This window comes from Sphingomonas sp. H160509 (assembly GCF_024124765.2).
GTDB lineage: Bacteria > Pseudomonadota > Alphaproteobacteria > Sphingomonadales > Sphingomonadaceae > Sphingomonas.
The window spans coordinates 2788313-2805000 of the sequence record NZ_JAMXSR020000002.1 but is presented as its reverse complement, the minus strand read 5'-3'; the positions used below and the strand labels follow the sequence as shown (position 1 = coordinate 2805000).

At 66.7% G+C, this 16688-nt stretch carries 14 protein-coding genes and 5 pseudogenes (1 of these 19 cut by a window edge); 10 read left to right on the top strand and 9 right to left on the bottom strand.

Annotated elements, in window-relative coordinates:
* Nucleotides 1–293 carry the final stretch of a lipopolysaccharide biosynthesis protein gene (locus NHF48_RS15570; RefSeq protein ID WP_263816904.1) on the top strand. Its footprint begins 1207 nt before the window's first position, so 293 of the gene's 1500 nt are visible here — the last part of the coding sequence; its start codon lies beyond the left edge, outside the window; its stop codon occupies nucleotides 291–293.
* Here the strand turns inward: NHF48_RS15570 and NHF48_RS15565 are convergent, their stop codons facing one another.
* Nucleotides 294–719, bottom strand: coding sequence for a CBS domain-containing protein (locus tag NHF48_RS15565; protein ID WP_253071608.1), 426 nt, complete (start codon nucleotides 717–719; stop codon nucleotides 294–296).
* A 71-nt stretch (nucleotides 720–790) separates the two neighbouring features.
* On the opposite strand from NHF48_RS15565, the gene NHF48_RS15560 reads away from it, so the two are divergent.
* Nucleotides 791–1081, top strand: coding sequence for a hypothetical protein (locus tag NHF48_RS15560; protein ID WP_253071607.1), 291 nt, complete (start codon nucleotides 791–793; stop codon nucleotides 1079–1081).
* A 119-nt stretch (nucleotides 1082–1200) separates the two neighbouring features.
* Here the strand turns inward: NHF48_RS15560 and NHF48_RS25255 are convergent, their stop codons facing one another.
* From NHF48_RS25255 to hisS, 5 genes and pseudogenes are all read right to left on the bottom strand, one after another.
* The gene (locus tag NHF48_RS25255) at nucleotides 1201–1575 is read right to left on the bottom strand and encodes a hypothetical protein (RefSeq protein ID WP_253071606.1); all 375 of its coding nucleotides are present in this window, start codon (nucleotides 1573–1575) and stop codon (nucleotides 1201–1203) included.
* 630 nt (nucleotides 1576–2205) lie between these two features.
* Nucleotides 2206–2265 (bottom strand): annotated as a pseudogene (locus tag NHF48_RS25250) (DUF4167 domain-containing protein); the annotation flags it as partial.
* A 420-nt stretch (nucleotides 2266–2685) separates the two neighbouring features.
* Nucleotides 2686–3504 (bottom strand): annotated as a pseudogene (prmC, locus tag NHF48_RS15545) (peptide chain release factor N(5)-glutamine methyltransferase).
* Between the two features lie 125 nt (nucleotides 3505–3629).
* A pseudogene (gene prfA / locus NHF48_RS15540) lies at nucleotides 3630–4704 on the bottom strand (peptide chain release factor 1).
* A 132-nt stretch (nucleotides 4705–4836) separates the two neighbouring features.
* Nucleotides 4837–5952, bottom strand: a complete 1116-nt coding sequence (gene hisS, locus NHF48_RS15535) for a histidine--tRNA ligase (protein ID WP_446741166.1) — start codon at nucleotides 5950–5952, stop codon at nucleotides 4837–4839.
* Nucleotides 5953–6001: 49 nt separating this feature from the next.
* On the opposite strand from hisS, the gene NHF48_RS15530 reads away from it, so the two are divergent.
* The 4 genes and pseudogenes from NHF48_RS15530 to NHF48_RS15515 all read left to right on the top strand — a co-directional run bounded on the left by NHF48_RS15530 (nucleotide 6002) and on the right by NHF48_RS15515 (nucleotide 9971).
* Nucleotides 6002–6652, top strand: a complete 651-nt coding sequence (locus tag NHF48_RS15530) for a DUF1345 domain-containing protein (RefSeq protein ID WP_253071605.1) — start codon at nucleotides 6002–6004, stop codon at nucleotides 6650–6652.
* Between the two features lie 82 nt (nucleotides 6653–6734).
* Nucleotides 6735–8649, top strand: a pseudogene (locus tag NHF48_RS15525) (M61 family metallopeptidase).
* Nucleotides 8650–8725: 76 nt separating this feature from the next.
* Complete coding sequence (gene ppa, locus NHF48_RS15520; RefSeq protein ID WP_056066165.1) at nucleotides 8726–9304, top strand: inorganic diphosphatase; 579 nt, start codon at nucleotides 8726–8728, stop codon at nucleotides 9302–9304.
* Between the two features lie 4 nt (nucleotides 9305–9308).
* Nucleotides 9309–9971: a TIGR02466 family protein gene (locus tag NHF48_RS15515; protein WP_253071604.1), complete on the top strand. Its 663-nt coding sequence runs from the start codon at nucleotides 9309–9311 to the stop codon at nucleotides 9969–9971.
* Between the two features lie 142 nt (nucleotides 9972–10113).
* Here NHF48_RS15515 and NHF48_RS15510 read toward each other — a convergent pair whose 3' ends face one another.
* The 3 genes from NHF48_RS15510 to ispG all read right to left on the bottom strand — a co-directional run bounded on the left by NHF48_RS15510 (nucleotide 10114) and on the right by ispG (nucleotide 12934).
* Nucleotides 10114–10590 (bottom strand): GNAT family N-acetyltransferase, encoded by a 477-nt coding sequence (locus NHF48_RS15510; RefSeq protein WP_253071603.1) that lies wholly within the window; start codon nucleotides 10588–10590, stop codon nucleotides 10114–10116.
* The gene (locus NHF48_RS26065; protein ID WP_446741165.1) at nucleotides 10587–11486 is read right to left on the bottom strand and encodes a hypothetical protein; all 900 of its coding nucleotides are present in this window, start codon (nucleotides 11484–11486) and stop codon (nucleotides 10587–10589) included. Before NHF48_RS26065 ends, NHF48_RS15510 begins: the two co-directional genes overlap by 4 nt.
* A 308-nt stretch (nucleotides 11487–11794) precedes the next feature.
* Nucleotides 11795–12934: a flavodoxin-dependent (E)-4-hydroxy-3-methylbut-2-enyl-diphosphate synthase gene (ispG, locus tag NHF48_RS15490; protein WP_133020019.1), complete on the bottom strand. Its 1140-nt coding sequence runs from the start codon at nucleotides 12932–12934 to the stop codon at nucleotides 11795–11797.
* A 116-nt stretch (nucleotides 12935–13050) separates the two neighbouring features.
* On the opposite strand from ispG, the gene NHF48_RS15485 reads away from it, so the two are divergent.
* From NHF48_RS15485 to NHF48_RS15470, 4 genes and pseudogenes are all read left to right on the top strand, one after another.
* Nucleotides 13051–13572, top strand: a complete 522-nt coding sequence (locus NHF48_RS15485; RefSeq protein ID WP_253071599.1) for a DUF1993 domain-containing protein — start codon at nucleotides 13051–13053, stop codon at nucleotides 13570–13572.
* A gap of 68 nt (nucleotides 13573–13640) precedes the next feature.
* Nucleotides 13641–14780 carry an acyltransferase family protein gene (locus NHF48_RS15480; RefSeq protein WP_253071598.1) on the top strand — a complete coding sequence of 380 codons (1140 nt, stop codon included), beginning with the start codon at nucleotides 13641–13643 and terminating at the stop codon, nucleotides 14778–14780.
* Nucleotides 14777–15698: pseudogene (locus NHF48_RS15475) on the top strand (isoaspartyl peptidase/L-asparaginase family protein). Before NHF48_RS15480 ends, NHF48_RS15475 begins: the two are co-directional and overlap by 4 nt.
* Nucleotides 15695–16546 carry a S1/P1 nuclease gene (locus tag NHF48_RS15470; protein ID WP_253071597.1) on the top strand — a complete coding sequence of 284 codons (852 nt, stop codon included), beginning with the start codon at nucleotides 15695–15697 and terminating at the stop codon, nucleotides 16544–16546. Before NHF48_RS15475 ends, NHF48_RS15470 begins: the two are co-directional and overlap by 4 nt.
* The last annotated feature ends 142 nt before the right edge of the window (nucleotides 16547–16688 follow it).

The following is a 16688-nucleotide window of genomic DNA, read 5'->3' as shown; positions in this document are numbered from 1 at the left end:
TCACGGCCTATCCGCTCTATCTGGCGATCAGCGCCTGGCGGACGCTGCCGGTGATCGGCGTTCGGGCGCGGGACGTGGCGCGCGCGGTCGCATCGCCGGCACTGGCGGCGATCGCGATGGCGCTGATCGTCGGGCTGGTGGATCGAGCGTTGCCATTGCTCGACGCGCATTGGCGGCTGGTTGTGCTCGTGGCGATAGGCGCCGCGGTCTATGCTGCGTGGATGCTGATCTTTGCGCGGGCGACCGTGCGCGAACTGATCGCGGTCGCGCGGAAGCAGCCGGTCGCCGCTTAGTTACGCGGACTGGATATATTCGCGCATCGCTGCGGCATCGGTCTCGATCCGGTCGATGCGGTATTTGACCAAGTCGCCGATCGAGACAAAGCCGACCAGCGTTTCGCCGTCGATCACCGGCAAGTGGCGGATGCGGCGCTGGGTCATCAGCGACAATGCGCCGATCGCCGATTCATTGGGCCCGATCGACTTTACCGCGGTCGTCATCACGTCGCCGATCCGCCGTTCGAGCGCCGCTGCGCCATCGGACTGCAGGCAATGGATGACGTCGCGTTCGGAAAAGATCCCGACGACCTTGCCGCCATCGAGTACCGGCGCCGCGCCGATCCGCTTCTCCGCGAGCAGCGCCACCGCCTGGGCCACCGTAAAATCGGGGGTCAGCGACTGTATGTCGCCCTTGTCCTTCAGGATCGCCGCGATCGTCATCTTCGTCTCTCCTCAACTGCGTCTGTTGCGCTTGGCTTGAGGAAACCATGTTTGCGCGGCAATGTGAAGCGATGACCGATCGACTGCCTGAACCGCCGGCCGGGTTGGACGACCCGCATTACGCTGCATTCGCATGGGCGCGGTTCCGGGGGATCATGGCGTGGATGGTGCTGGCGGCGGCGATTTGCGTCGCGGCGATCATCGTGGCGATGGCGCATGTGCAGGGGCCGCTGCACCTCGTGACGATGCTCGCGGTGATGGGCGGGGTCGGCGGATCGGTGATGATGGCCGGGCTATTGATGGGGCTCGCATTTCTCAGTTCGGGAAGCGGACATGATGAAGATGTGACGCGGCTCGAGTGAGTGCGCGGTGCCGATATAGTCGAGAATATAGGCGGGCATGAAAAAGGCCGGTGTCGCGTGAAGCGGCACCGGCCTTTTCAGGTCTTGGCGTGATCCCGGAAAAGTCCGGGATGACGGCTTCAGCCTGCGACCTCGTCCGGTACCGCACGAACGCGGCGACGGCGGGGCTTTTCTTCAGGCACAGCATCAGCAGCGGGCGCATCCGTCGCAGGTGCCAGTGCTGGCGCCGACTTTGTTGCCGAGATGCCGAGCGATGGTGGCAGGCGGTCCGCGTCGAATGCGGTCGGTGCTGCGTCATCCTGAGCGACAGGTGCGTCGAGGCTGCGATCACGACGCGGGCGACCGCGACGGCGGGGCTGCTCCTCGGTCGCGGCGACGGGCGCGGCGGTCTCGACGGCTTCGGTCGGCTGGGCCGCCTGCTCGGGGGCTTCGGTTACAGAGCGGACCGCGTCGGCTTCGGAGTCCTGGTTGGCGTTGGCGACCGGTGCGCTCACGCGGGGCGTGCGGCGGACCGTCTCGCGCTGCGGCGCATCGCGGTAATCGCTGCGGGGCTCGCGAACCTGCTCGTCGCGTGACTGCGTCTCGCGCGACTGGGCCTCGTGGGCCTGATCCTGCTCTTCGCCGTTGCGGTCGTCGCGAGGCTGAGCATCACGCGGCTGAGCGTTACGCTGGTTGCGCGGATTGTCGCCACGGACGCGGTCTTCGCGCTGACCGTCGTTACGCGGCTGCCCCTCGTTGCGGGGGCCGTCGTTACGCTGGCCCTCGTAGCGGTTGTTGTCGTACCGCGGACGCTCTTCGCGCTGCGGACGATCTTCACGCTGAGGGCGGTCCTCGCGGTTCTGGTTCTCACGATTCTGGCGGGGCGCATTCTGGTACTGGCCGTTCTGCTGGCCACCATTCTGCTCGGCCCGGTTCTGCTCGCCACGAGCCTGCTCGGGATTACCCTGCTGCTCGCCGGAGCGGATCGGTTCGCCCTCGTCGCCGTAATCGTCGTCGCCGTCGAGATCGAACGGCTGCTGGCGGCGCGGCTGCTGCTGCGCCTGCGGCTGGCTTTCTTCGAAGCGGGCGCGGGTTTCGCTCAGGACGCGGAAATAATGGTCCGCGAACTGGAGGTAATATTCGATGTTGACGCGGTCGCCCTGCTGCTGCGCGTCGCGCGCGAGGTTCTTGTACTTCTCGTACAGCTGGCTCGCGTTGCCGCGCGCGGCTGTTCGATGCGGTTGCCGGTATCGCGACCACCCTGGCCGCCGCCGCCGCCACCTTGGCGTTGACCGCCACCACTACCGCCGCCGCCATTATTATTGTTGCCACGACCGCGACGGCGGCCGGCTTGCCGGTTGTTGATCAAGCTTGTGTCCTCAGTCGTCGAACCAAAATCTGGTCGTGCTCCGAAATGCGGTGCAAACCCCCGTCGCGCACCGACGATCTAGACGAGATCGGTGCGTCGAACTTGCCAGGGCCGCCGGACTGCAGCGACCTCAAAGCGAAGGATGCGGGTCATCGCTCTAAACCGACCAATCGTCGAGAGTGCGTGCCCCTGCCCGCGTGATAGCGTCCGCAAGGGACCTACTACAAGCGAAATGTGAGGTTTAGCGCCATATTGTTCAAGTCGTGGGCGCGTGGCTCGCAACCAGCGCGCGCGGGTTGCCGCCATAGTCGTGGTGGAGCGCGACGTGCAGACCTTGCGCTTCGAGCAGCGCGGTGACGGGGGGAGCCTGCGTCGAACCGATCTCGATCACCGCCGCGCCGCCGGGGGCGATCAAAGCGGGGAGCTGCTCCGCCAGGATGCGGTAGTCGTCGAGCCCGTCTGCGCCGGCGAAGAGCGCGGCGTGGGGTTCGTGATTCTGGACTTCGGGCGGGAGTTGCTCGTCGGTGGCGATGTAGGGGGGTTGGCGAGGATCAGGTCGAACTGGCCGACGATCGCGCTGGCCCAGCTTCCGTGGATGAAGTGCGCGCGGTCGGCCATGCCAAGGGTTGCTGCGTTGGCGCGGGCGTAGGCGAGCGCTTGGGGGGGAATAGTCTACGCCGAAGCCTTGCGCGGGCCATTCGTCGAGCGCGGCGAGGAGCAATGTGCCGGGGCCGGTGCCGAGGTCGAGTATGGTGGCGGGGGCGCGGCCGGCGAAGTGCGATTGGGCAGCGATCAGGAGTGTTTCGCTGTCGGCGCGGGGGACGAGTGCGCCGGGGCCGACGGCGAGGTCGATCGACCAGAAGCCGCGGGTGCCGGCGATGTAGGCGATCGGCTCGTGGTGGAGACGGCGGTCGACTAGCGCGGCGAAGGTGTCGGGGACGGTGTAGCGATCCGGGTCGAGGAGGATCGCGTTGCGCTCGACGCCGAGTGCGTGCGCCATCAGGAGTTCCGCGTCCAGGCGCGAGGTGGCGGAGAAGGCGAACTGTGCCGCGGCGGTGGCGATCGCTGCACTCACTGCTCCCCTCCCGCTTGCGGGAGGGGTCGGGGAGGGGCTGTCACCGGGCGACGCCCTCAACGGGAAGCCCCTCCCTAACCCCCTCCCGCAAGCGGGAGGGGAATGCCGTTGCGGCTGAGGAAAGCTCAGCCATCCAGCTGCGCCAGGCGGTCCGCTTCGTCCTGCGCGACCAGCGCGCCGATCAGTTCGTCCATCTCGCCCGCGACGATCTCGGGCAGGCGGTGCAGCGTCAGGTTGATGCGGTGATCGGTCACGCGGCCCTGCGGGAAATTATACGTCCGGATCCGCTCCGAGCGATCGCCCGAGCCGACCATCGACTTCCGCGCCCCCCGCCCGCTCGGCATGCAGCCGGTCGCGTTCCGCCTCGTACAGCCGCGTCCTGAGCACGCGGAGGGCCTTGGCCTTGTTCTTGTGCTGCGACTTCTCGTCCTGCTGAATCACCGTCAGCCCGGTCGGGATGTGGACGATCCGCACCGCGGAGTCGGTCGTATTGACCGACTGGCCGCCCGGCCCCGACGAGCGATAGACATCGATGCGCAGGTCCTTGTCGTCGATCTTGACGTCGACCTCCTCCGCCTCGGGCAGCACCGCGACGGTCGCCGCCGAGGTGTGGATCCGCCCGCCGGCCTCGGTGGTGGGCACGCGCTGGACGCGGTGGACGCCGCTCTCGAACTTGAGTTTCGCGAACACGCCCTGGCCGGTGACGCTGGCGACGACTTCCTTGAAGCCGCCCGCGTCGGACGACGAACCGGAGATCATCTCGACCCGCCAGCCCTGCGATTCGGCATAGCGCTGGTACATCCGGAACAGGTCGCCCGCGAACAGCGCCGCCTCGTCGCCACCGGTGCCGGCGCGGACTTCGAGCATCGCCGAGCGCTCGTCGGCGGAATCGCGCGGCAACAGCGCGAGCGCGAGCTTGCGGTCGGCGGTTTCGAGCAGCGTGCGGTTCTCGTGCAACTCGTCCGACGCCATCGCGCGCAGCTCGTCGTCGGCATCTTCGGCCATGAAGGCGAGGCTTTCGGCCTCCTGCCGCAACCGGCGCACCTCGGTGGCGGCTTGGGCGACGGGTTCGAGCTCGGCATATTCTTTCGACACCGCGACGAAGCGATCCGACGGGAGATCGCCGGTCGACATCAGGGCCTGGAGCTCGTCACGCCGCGCCTCGATCGCGCGGATGCGGTCGGGGGAGATCTGGGTCATTCAAGACCGCCGGTAGCCGAGTCGATGATCGCCCTGAACTGGTCCGGCTGGAATTTAGCTCGTAAGCCACGTTCGCTAACGCTCACGAGACCGTCTCTGCGAGACAGTGAAATCGTGTAGGCCGGGTTTGTCTTAAGCGCCTTTTCGTACCGCTTTTTTTGGGTTTCCGGTGACAATCGCTTCCACAGTAAAGCCTGCTCGCCGAAGTTCTGCCGTCAGCTTAGTAGCCGTAGACTCAAACTCTTGAGCTTCGGCAACAACCGCGACGTCGACCTCGGGCACCGCCGGCTCATCAATCAGCATAGCGAGACGCTCGACACCCGCAGCCCAACCAACGCCAGCCGTCTCGGGCCCGCCAAGCGATCCGATCAGCCCGTCATACCGCCCGCCGGCCAGCACCGTGCCCTGCGAGCCCAACCGGTCGGTCACGAACTCGAACGCGGTGTGGCGGTAGTAATCCAGGCCGCGGACCAGCCGCGCGTTGCGCTCCCAGGCGACACCCGCCGCGTCGAGGCCTGTGGTCACCGCCTCGAAGAACGCGCGTGCCTCTTCCGTCAGATACGCGTCGATATCCGGCGCGCTGTCGGCGATCGGGCGGTCGCGCGGGTCCTTCGAGTCGAGGATCCGCATCGGGTTCTTTTCGAGCCGCGTCAGGCTGTCCTCGGACAATTCCCCGCGATGCGCCTCGAAATGCGCGACCAGCGCCTCGCGCCAGGCGTCGCGCGTCGCCGCGTCGCCCAGCGTGTTGAGCTGCAACGTCACGCCCTCGGAAATGCCGAGTTCGCGCAGCAGCTGGTCCGCGAGCACTAGCAGCTCGACGTCCGCCGCCGGTTCTGCGGCACCGATCACCTCGGCATCGATCTGGTGAAATTGGCGGAAGCGCCCCTTTTGCGGGCGCTCGTAGCGGAACACGGGCCCGCTGGTGGTGAGCTTCAGCGGCGCGAACTGCTGCCAGCCTTCGGTCAGATAGGCGCGCGCGATGCCGGCGGTGAACTCGGGGCGGAGCGTCAGCGAGTCCCCGCCGCGATCCTCGAACGTGTACATTTCCTTCGACACGACATCGGTCGTCTCGCCGAGCGAGCGCGCGAACACCGCGGTCGACTCGAACACCGGGATATCGATGCGCTGGAAGCAATACAGCGCCCGCACGCGCTCGAACGTGGCGAGGACGTGCGCAAACCGGCGCTGTTCCTCACCGAAAATATCTTGGGTGCCACGGATGCGGCGCGGGGTTTCTGTCTTGGCCATGATGCGCGCGTATCTAGGCGACGTGCCTGCGAAGCGCTAGCGCTGTGGCATGAACGACAAACCCAGATATTGGGGCCTCGGCCAACGCGTTGCCCCGCCGCGCTTCATCCTGTTCGTGCTGGTCTTCGCGATCGGGCTGGTCGGGATGATCCCGCGGTTCGGGCTCGGGCGCGGTACGATGGCCGCGTTCGACGTCGCCGCGGTCGTGTTCCTGATCGCGGTCTCGACCTTGTTCCGCAACGCCACCGCCGCCCGGATGCGCCGCGCGGCGGAGGAGAACGACGCCAACCGCGCGGTGCTGCTCGGGTTCAGCGGGACGATCATGCTGGTCATCCTGGTCGCGGTGGCGAAGGAACTGCAGGGGAAGAACGACGCTGTCGGGATCGCGCTGACGATCACGACGCTAGCGCTCGCGTGGCTGTTCTCGAACATGATCTACACGCTGCATTATGCGCATCTGTTCTATGTCGACGATCCGGACGGGAAGGACGCGAAGGGCCTCGACTTTCCGAGCTGCGACGAGCCCGATTACTGGGATTTCGCCTATTTCGCGTTCACGCTGGGGATGACGTTCCAGACCTCGGACGTCGAGATCACCTCGCGCCGGGTTCGCAAAGCCGCGCTCGGCCAGTGCATGGCGGCGTTCGTATTCAACATCGGCGTGCTGGCGTTCACGATCAACGTGCTCGGGAGTGGTTGAGCAGTCCCGGTAAAGGACTGGACGACTGCCCTTTATCGCGATTACACCTCGGGTCATCGTCTCTCAGCCGGAAGGCCCTTCCTTGATCCGCAAGCTTCTCGTCGCGTCCCTGCTCGCATCCGCCGTACCCGCCTTCGCGCAAGTCCCCGCCGGCAACACCGCACCGCAGCCCGTCCCGTTCGTCGATACCATTCCCGACGCGGTCGACACGCCCTATCCCGGCACGCTGCTGCTCGATGTCGATGCGACCGATACCGAGCGCGGCATCTTTCGCGTGAAGCAGACGATCCCGGTCGCCAAGTCCGGTCCGATGGCGCTGCTTTATCCGAAGTGGCTGCCCGGCGCGCATTCCCCACGCGGCGAGATCGAGAAGCTCGCGGGGCTCGTGATCCGTGCGAACGGCAAGATCGTCCCCTGGACGCGCGATCCGGTCGACGTCTTCGCGTTCCACATCGACGTGCCGACTGGCGCGAAGTCGGTGGTGGCCGAGTTCCAGTTCATCTCCGCGACCAAGGGCGACCAGGGCCGTATCGTCATGACACCGACGATGATCAGCCTCGAGCCAAACCTCGTCAGCCTCTACCCGGCGGGCTATTTCACGCGCCAGATCCCGATCAAGATGACCGTCACCTACCCAACCGGCTGGACCGCCGCGGGTGCGGTGCCGGCCAAGGTGTCGGGCTCGACCTACAGCTACGACACGACCAACTACGAGATCCTGGTCGATTCGCCGACGCTCGCGGGCAAGTACGGCAAGGTCTGGCCGCTCTCCCCCCGCGTCGACCTGAACGTCTTCGCCGACAGCCCCGACCAGCTTGCCGCCAAGCCCGAGCAGATCGACGCGCACAAGCGACTCGTCGACCAGGCGGTGAAGACCTTCGGCGCGCAGCATTACGATCATTACGAATTCCTGCTGTCGATCACCGATCAACTCGGCGGGATCGGTCTCGAGCATCATCGCAGCTCCGAGAACGGCGTCCGTCCCGGCTATTTCACCGAATGGGAAACCGGTGCCGCCGCGCGGAACCTGTTGCCGCACGAATACACGCATAGCTGGGACGGCAAGTTCCGCCGCGGTGCCGACCTGTGGACGCCCGACTTCCGCACGCCGATGCGCGATTCGTTGCTGTGGGTCTACGAAGGCCAGACGCAGTTCTGGGGCTATGTGCTCCAGGCGCGCTCGGGACTGGTCAGCAAGCAGGACACGCTCGACGGTTACGCCTCGATCCTCGGCAACTACGACACCGCGCCGGGCCGCCAGTGGCGTCCGTTGATCGACACGACCAACGATCCGGTGATCTCGGCACGCAAGCCGAAGGGCTGGACCAGCTGGCAGCGCTCGGAGGATTACTACAACGAGGGCCTGATGGTCTGGATGGAGGTCGACGCGATGCTCCGCCAGAAGTCCGGCGGGACCAAGTCGATCGACGATTTCGCCAAGGCCTTTTTCGGCGTCCGCGACGGCGATTACGGCGAACTCACCTACACCTTCGCCGACGTCGCGAAGACGCTCAACGGCATCGTCCCCTATGACTGGGCGACGTTCCTCAACACCCGCCTGACCGAGACGGGCAAGCCCGCGCCGATCAATGGCTTCGCGATGAACGGCTACAAGCTGGTCTACGGCCCCGAGCAGAGCCCGTATCTGAAGCAGGCCGAGAAAACCCGCGGCACCGACGTCAGCTATTCGCTCGGCATGGTGATCAACAAGGAGGGGCGTGGTCACCTCGTCGATCTGGGACAGCCCGGCGTTCAAGGCTGGCCTCGACGTCGGCACCGAGATCGAGGCGGTCAACAGCGAGGCCTATTCGTCCGACCGGATCAAGGCGGCGATCCTGGCCGCTAAGGGCACGAAAGTGCCGATCCGTCTGACTGTAAAGAACAATGACCGTTTCCGCGACATCTTGCTCGATTACCATGACGGCCCGCGCTATCCGCGGCTACAGAAGGTGGGTACAGGTGACGGCGGGCTGGACAGGCTGCTGATGCCGCGCTGACCAGATACTAATCCAACGTGGTGCCGGCCGCTCCCCAGACGAGGAGCGCCGGCATCGTCATATCGAAAGGACCGCCATGCGTATCGACCTCATCCCGACCGGCAAGAACCCGCCCGAGGATCTGAACGTCATCATCGAGGTGCCGACCGGCGGCGAGCCTGTGAAGTACGAGTTCGACAAGGCCTCGGGCGCTCTGTTCGTCGATCGCATCCTGCACACGCCGATGCGCTATCCGGCGAACTATGGCTTCGTGCCGCACACGCTGAGTCCCGATGGCGATCCCTTGGATGCACTCGTGATCGCACGCTCGCCGTTCATCCCGGGCTGCGTCGTTCGCGCGCGGCCGATCGCGGTGCTGAACCTCGAGGACGAAGCCGGTGGCGACGAGAAGCTCGTCTGCGTGCCGGTCGACGCGGTGTTCCCCTACTACGCGAACATCGGCGAGCGCGGCGATATGCCCGAGATCGTGTTCGAGCAGATCGAGCACTTCTTCACCCACTACAAGGACCTCGAGAAGACGAAGTGGGTCCGCGTCGGCAAGTGGGGCGATGCCGAAGAAGCCAAGCGCGTCACGATCGAGGCGATCGAGCGCTACAACGCCGAGAAGGCCAAGGGCGAAGAGCCGATGAACGCGGACGACACCGCAGGACGCTGATAGCATGACCACGGCGTCTCCTGCGTTCGACGGCATCCGCGTCCGCGCGGCGCAGATCGGGATGTACGAGACGCCGATCCTGCATGGGCGTCTGGCCGATGCCGGCTCCCTGACTGCGGCGTTGTGCACCGCGATCCTTGATCGCTACGCCGCCGCGCCCAGCTTGGCTCGATCGAATGTCGGTGGCTGGCATTCCGCTACCGACATGCTCGACTGGGGCGGGCCGGCAGCGGTCGCGCTCGCCGATACCGCGGTAAAGATGGCGAAGCGCGCCTCGCATTTCGATGGGCGAGATGCCGCGACGGTCGAGTGGACCGTCAAGATGTGGGCGAACGTGTCGCCGCCCGGTGCGCTCAACATGAGCCACGCGCATCCCGGCGTGTTGTGGGCCGCGGTGTATTACATTGATATGGGCACTCCGCCTGCGGAGGGCGAGGCGGGCGGCGAGCTGTTCTTCGAGGACCCGCGCTTCCCGGTGCCGTTCATGCGGCTGCCGGGGTTTCGCCTTGTCGGGATCGACGGCCAGCCACAACCGGTCGAGCGCCGCCTGCCGACCGAGGCAGGCGACCTGATCATCTTCCCCGCCTGGCTCCGCCACGGCGTCCGCCCGCACTTGGGAACAGGCGACCGCATCTCGATCGCAATGAATATCGACGTGAAGGGGTGACCGACGATCCTCCCCCGCCAGGGGGAGGTGGCTGGCACTTGCCAGACGGAAGGGAAGGTACGCGCCGACCGACGTTCCGTGTCCTCCCCCTCCGTCACCTACGGTGACACCTCCCCCTGGCGGGGGAGGATCATTTGCTGCCCTACCGCCCCGCCAACCTGACCAGCGCATCCCCCGACATCCGCTGGATCGTCCAGTCCTCCATCCCGACCGCGCCCACCTTCCGATAAAACGCGATCGCATCGGCGTTCCAGTCGAGCACCGACCATTCGAACCGCGCGCAGCCGCGATCGAGCGCCATGCCCGCCAGATGCGCCAGCAACGCGCCGCCGACCCCCTGCCCGCGCGCGTCCGGCGTCACGTAGAGATCCTCGAGATACAGCCCGCGCGTGCCGGTCCAGGTCGAGAAATTGTGGAAGAACAGCGCGAACCCGAGCGGACCGTCCGCGTTCTCCGCGATCAGGGCCTCCGCGGCAGGCCGCTCCCCGAACAACGCCTCCGCTAGCATCGGCTCGGTCGCCTCGACCGCATCCGGCTCGCGCTCGAACGCGGCGAGTTCGCGGACGAAGCGCAGGATCATGCCGACATCGGCAGCGGTGGCGGAACGGATGACGGTCATGCACTAGCCTCGATAGAAGTCTGCGCGATATCACGCCGTCGCGCCGCGTACAGGCACGCGACGATGATGATCGCCGCGCCCGCCAGCGTAAACGCCGATACCCGCTCGCCGAACACCAGGAAACCCAAGCCGGCGGCATAGACGAACGACGTATATTCGGTGGTCGCGAGGAACCCGGTATCGCCGTGCGCATAGGCCCAGCCGAGCAGCCACAGCGACGCGGTCGCGAGCCCGGCGGCGAGTATGAGTTTGGGCCATTGCGCCGCTTCGGGCACCACCGCCAGCCAGGGCGCCGCCAACGCCAGCGTCACTGTGATGACGAGCGCCTGGAAGAACGCGATCTCCCCGGCCGCGCCGCCTGGCTCTGCATCCGCGCGATCACGAGGTTGACCGCATACAGGACCGCAGATCCGAGCACCGCGAGTGCGCCGTGAAACGTCTCCGGTCCCGCGACGCCGCGTCCATGCCCGATCATCACCACCAGCACCCCGAGCAACGCGGCAATCGACGCGACCACCGCCCGCCGCCCGACCCGCTCGCCGAGTGTCACCGCGCCAAGCAGCAGCGCGAGGATCGGCGCGATGTAGGTCAGCGAAATCGCTTGCGCCATCGGCACCCGCGCGAGCCCCCCAGAAGAACAGCACCGCCATCGCCGTCGTCACCAGCCCGCGCGCCAGATGCAGCTTCAACGCGCGCCCGCTCGGCCGCCCGCTGTTCCCGAGCTTCCACGCGACCGCGCCGAGACCGACGCTGATCATCTGCCGCCAGAGCAGCGCGTTATAGACACCGATCGCGAGGACGAGCGACTTCATCACCGCGTCCATCATCGAGAACAGTCCGATGCCGAGCGCGGCGATCGCGAAAGCCAGAGCGGGAGAAACGACGCGGTTCGTCACCGGACTAGACCGCATCGTGAACGGTCAATGTTCGGATCATCCTCATGCGGTCCGCTTAACCCGCATCCTATCGTGACGCCATCGCCGGTACTGGAGTTGCCGTTGCGGACGTCGACGGTTTGATAAAGCGGTGTCCAAGGTTGCTGTCCCCCCGCGAACGCGGGGGTCCAGGACCACGAACGCTATCTCCGGTAACCCTGGACTCCCGCTTTCGCGGGAGAACGGCAGGAGGAGGCGCGTTTCACGCCGTCATCCTGACAGAAGTCAGAGTTAGGGAACGGAGCGCGTAAGCGGCTGGCCGCTGAGACCTATTCCGCCGCCATCTCCGGTACCAAGGCCGCGATAGCCGCATCCGCCGCGTCGATCTCCGCGGCCTTCGCCTCGACCAGCCGGACGATGTGGTCGACCATGTCCGCGTCCTGGACGTGGTGGTCGGTGACGCCCGACAGATACACCATGTGCTTGCCGTTGCCGCCGCCGGTGATGCCGATATCGGTCTCGCGCGCCTCGCCCGGCCCGTTCACGACGCAGCCGAGCACCGACAGCGACATCGGCGTGCGGATATGCTGCAACCGCTCCTCCAGCGCCTGCACCGTCCGGATCACGTCGAAGCCCTGCCGCGCGCACGACGGGCACGACACGACGCGGACGCCGCGGTTGCGGATGCCGAGCGCCTTGAGAATCTCGAAGCCGACGCGGACTTCCTCTTCCGGCTCGGCGGAGAGCGACACGCGGATCGTGTCGCCGATGCCGTACCAGAGCAGGCTGCCCATCCCGATCGCGGACTTAACCGTGCCGCCGACGAACCCGCCCGCTTCGGTGATGCCGAGATGCAGCGGGCAATCGACCTGCTCCGCAAGCTGCTGGTACGCCGCCACCGCGAGGAACAGGTCGGACGCCTTCACCGCGACCTTGAACTCGTGAAAGTCGTGGTCCTGCAACAGCTTGATGTGATCGAGCGCCGACTCGACCAGCGCATCGGGGCAAGGCTCGCCGTATTTCTCGAGTAGATGCCGCTCGAGGGACCCGCCGTTGACGCCGATCCGGATCGCGCAGCCGTTGGACTTGGCCGCGTCGACGACCTCCTTCACGCGCGCCGCCGAGCCGATATTGCCCGGGTTGATGCGCAGGCACGCTGCCCCGGCGTCCGCCGCTTCGAGTGCGCGCTTGTAGTGGAAATGGATGTCCGCGACGATCGGCACGCGGCTCGCACGGACGATCTGCTTGAGCGCGGCGGTCGATTCGACGTCGGGGCAGCTCACGCGGATGATGTCGACGCCCGCGTCCTCGCAGCGGCGGATCTGGTCGACCGTCGCGCGCACGTCGTCGGTCGGCGTGTTGGTCATCGTCTGCACCGTGACCGGCGCATCGCCGCCAACGGGGACGTTGCCGACCATGATCTGGCGGCTCTTGCGGCGGGTGATATCGCGCCAGGGACGAAGGGACATGGAGATTCCTCGGGAGTTCGAGCCCCTATATAGCGACTTGCGCGCTGGAACGGAACATCGCTGGCCGGAGTAGCGATCGTCGGCCATAGCGGCGCACGGCTTTAGGAGCGAACGCGATGACCCTGTCCCTGTACGATGCGACGATTCCCTCGAATCTCCAGATTCTTCGCGCGGTCGACGCGCTGCTCGACAAAGCGGAAGCATTCGCGGTCGAGCGCGGTATCGAACCCGCGACGCTGATCGACGCGAAGCTCGCCGATGACATGCTGCCGTTCGGCTATCAGGTGAAGTCGTGCGCCGCGCATTCGGTCGGCGGAATCGAAGGCGTCCGCTGCGGCACCTTCTCGCCCGATCGATCGGCTTGGCCGACCGACTTTGCGGGTCTCCACAGCGTGATACGCGACGCGATCGCAACGCTGGAGGGGATCGACCGGGAGACGTTCGACGCGCTCGCCGACAACGACACGACATTCGAGTTCGGCACGTTCGTCATGCCGTTCACCGGCGCGAACTTCCTGCTCTCGTTCTCGCAACCCAACTTCTACTTCCACGCCAGCACCGCCTACGCGATCCTCCGCGCGCAGGGCGTGCCGATCGGCAAGCGCGACTTCATGGGCACGCCGCGCATGAAGGCGTGAACCGGCGCGGGGAACGCCTTAGCCGCCCGACGCTTGCGGCACCGGCCCCCGCCCCGTAGGGCCGCGCGATGACGCGGCATTATGGCATGGACTGGCTGCGGATCGGTGCGTTCGCGCTGTTGATCCTCTACCATATCGGCATGGTCTTCGTGCCGTGGAACTTCCATGTGAAGTCACTCCATGTCGAGGACTGGGTGCGGCTGCCGATGCTGGCGAGCAACGCATGGCGGCTGACGTTGCTGTTCGTCGTCTCGGGCTATGCGAGCCGCGCGCTGCTCGCCCGATCAAACGGTACAGGCGGATTCTTCGCCAATCGCTGCTACCGCCTGCTCGTGCCGCTGTTGTTCGGCATGGCAGTGATCGTGCCGCCGCAACCCTGGGTCGAGCTGGTCACCAAGCACGCCTATGCCGGCAGCTATCTGACGTTCTGGACGCATGATTATTTCCGGTTCGGCAAGCTCGCCGGGCTGTCGCTGCCGACCTGGAACCACCTTTGGTTCGTTGTCTATCTCTGGGTCTACACGACTGTTCTGACGGTCGGGCTGGTCGTCGTCCGCGGCGACTGGCTGCAACGCGCGTTCGACCGGGTCTTCGGCAGCTGGGCGGTGCTCGTCCTCCCCGTCGCGTGGCTCGTGTTCGTCCACGCCTGGTGGTTCCAGATGGCCGCGGAGTCGCAAGCCCTGTTCGGCGACTGGGTCGCACACGTCACCTATTTCCCCGCCTTCCTGTTCGGCTTCGGCCTCGCCCGTTCCGAGCCCGCAATGGCGGCGATCGCGCGCTGGTGGAAGGTCGGAGCCGTCGCCGCGGTGCTCGGCTATGGCGCGATCATCGGCGTCGAGCTGGAATGGCCCGGCGACATCGTCGCGCCGCGCTGGATCTACCCGGGGTACGGCGTCGCGCACGCGCTCGAGCAATGGGGGGCGATCGTCGCGTTGATCGGGATCGCCGAGCGCCACTGGAACCGCGACCATCGCTGGCGCCGCACGCTGACCGAGGCGGTGTTCCCGTTCTACCTGATCCACCAGACGATCATCGTCCTCATGATGTACGCGCTACTGCCCGCCGGCCTGCCGGGCTGGGCGGAGTTCGCCTGCCTGCTCGGCGCGACGACGATCGGCTGCATCGCCTTCTACTGGATCGGCCGCAGCATCGCGCCGCTCCGTCCCCTCATCGGCCTCCGCGCCCTACCCTCGAAAGACTCAGCATGACCTGGACCCTCGTCATCCACGGCGGCGCCGGTAAACTCGACAGCGAGATGGTCTCGCCCGAGCAGGATGCGGGCGCGAGAGCCGGCCTGGCTCGTGCGCTCGACGTCGGGTCGAAGGTGCTGGCGGACGGCGGCAGCGCGCTGGATGCGGTCGAGGCGGCGGTGCGGGTGCTGGAGGACGACCCTCATTTCAATTCCGGGGCGCGGCGCGGTGTTCACGCATGACGGTACGCTGGAGCTCGACGCCGCGATCATGGACGGCCGCACCCGCGCAGCCGGTGCCGTCGCCGCGGCGACCGCCACGCGCAACCCGGTTGGCCTTGCCCGAGCGATCCTCGACGACGGACGGCACGTCTTCCTCGCCGGCAAGGGGGCGGATGCGTTCTCTCGCGAACACGACCTTCCCCAGGCGGATGCAGCGTGGTTCGCGACCGACGAACGCCGCCGGCAATTTGCGGAGTTCCAGGCCGATGGCGGCGGGTTCGACGTCGACATGAAGTACGGCACGGTCGGCGCGGTCGCCTGCGACACGCACGGCCATGTCGCCGCCGCCACCTCGAGCGGCGGCGTCACCGGCAAGCGCTGGGGCCGGATCGGCGACACGCCGGTGATAGGCGCGGGCACCTTCGCCGACGATCGCGCCTGCGCGGTATCGTGCACGGGCTCGGGCGAGTTCTTCCTCCGCGTCGGCGTCGGCCACGAGATCGCCGCGCGCGTCCGTCTGTCTGGCGAGTCGCTCCAGATCGCCGCCGACGCGGTGCTGGCCGAAGTAAAGGCGCTCGGCGGCACCGGCGGGGTGATCGTCGCAGGACCGGACGGCGACATGGCGTGGGGGTTCAACACCGTCGGCATGTACCGCGGACGCGCGTCGTCCGAGGGTAGCCGGACGGTCGCGATCTACGCTAACGAGCCGGCATGAAGCGCTATCTCCTCGCTGCGATCGCCTCGCTCGGCCTCGCCTCCCCCGCCACCGCGTTCTGGGAGTACGGCCACCAGACCGTCGCGCAGATCGCCTATGCCAACGTCACGCCGAAGACCAAGGCCGCGATCCGCCGGCTGCTCGCGCAACAGGCTTTGCTCGAAACGCCCGAATGCCCGGCGGGGACGATCGAGCAGGCGAGCGTCTGGGCGGACTGCATCAAGCCGCTCAAGACCGCCGACGGCAAATCGCGTTTCGGCTTTGCGTATAACTGGCATTTCCAGGACGCCGACGTCTGCGCGCCGTTCGACGTCACCGAGTCGTGCAAAGACGGCAATTGCGTCTCGGTCCAGATCGAGCGCGACGTGAAACTGCTCCGTGACCGCGCCACCTCGCCGAAGGACCGCGTCCAGGCGCTAGCCTTCCTGATTCACTTCGTCGGCGATCTCCACCAGCCGCTCCACGCCGGCGACCGTCACGACAAGGGCGGCAACGACGTGAAGGCGGACTACGGGATCTACGGCCCCGCGCGGTTCAACCTGCATTCGATCTGGGATGGCCCGCTGGCGGAGCGCGCGATCTCTACGCCGCCGTCGCTGGTAAGGCGGTATCCGGCGGCGGAGCGAGCGAAGATTGGGGCTGGCACAGTTACCGACTGGAGCCGGGAGAGCTGGGAAGCCGCGCATACGGCGTATGCAGCGGCGCTTGGTGGAGACGCGTGCGGTGTTGTTCCGGCGCGGGTGAAGATGGACGATGCGACGATCGCGAAGATGGTCCCAGTATCGCGTGAAGAAATCCGCCGCGGGGGTATCCGCCTAGCGAAACTGCTCGACAGGGAGCTGGGGTAAACCGCTTACCCTCTCCCCTCCGGGGAGAGGGGAGGGGCCCGCGTGCGCTTGCACGTGGGAGGGTGAGGGGCTTGAGGCTCGAGACGAGAATCCCAACAGCCCCTCACCCTCCCGTCGCCAAGCGGCTCCTCCTTCCCTCTCC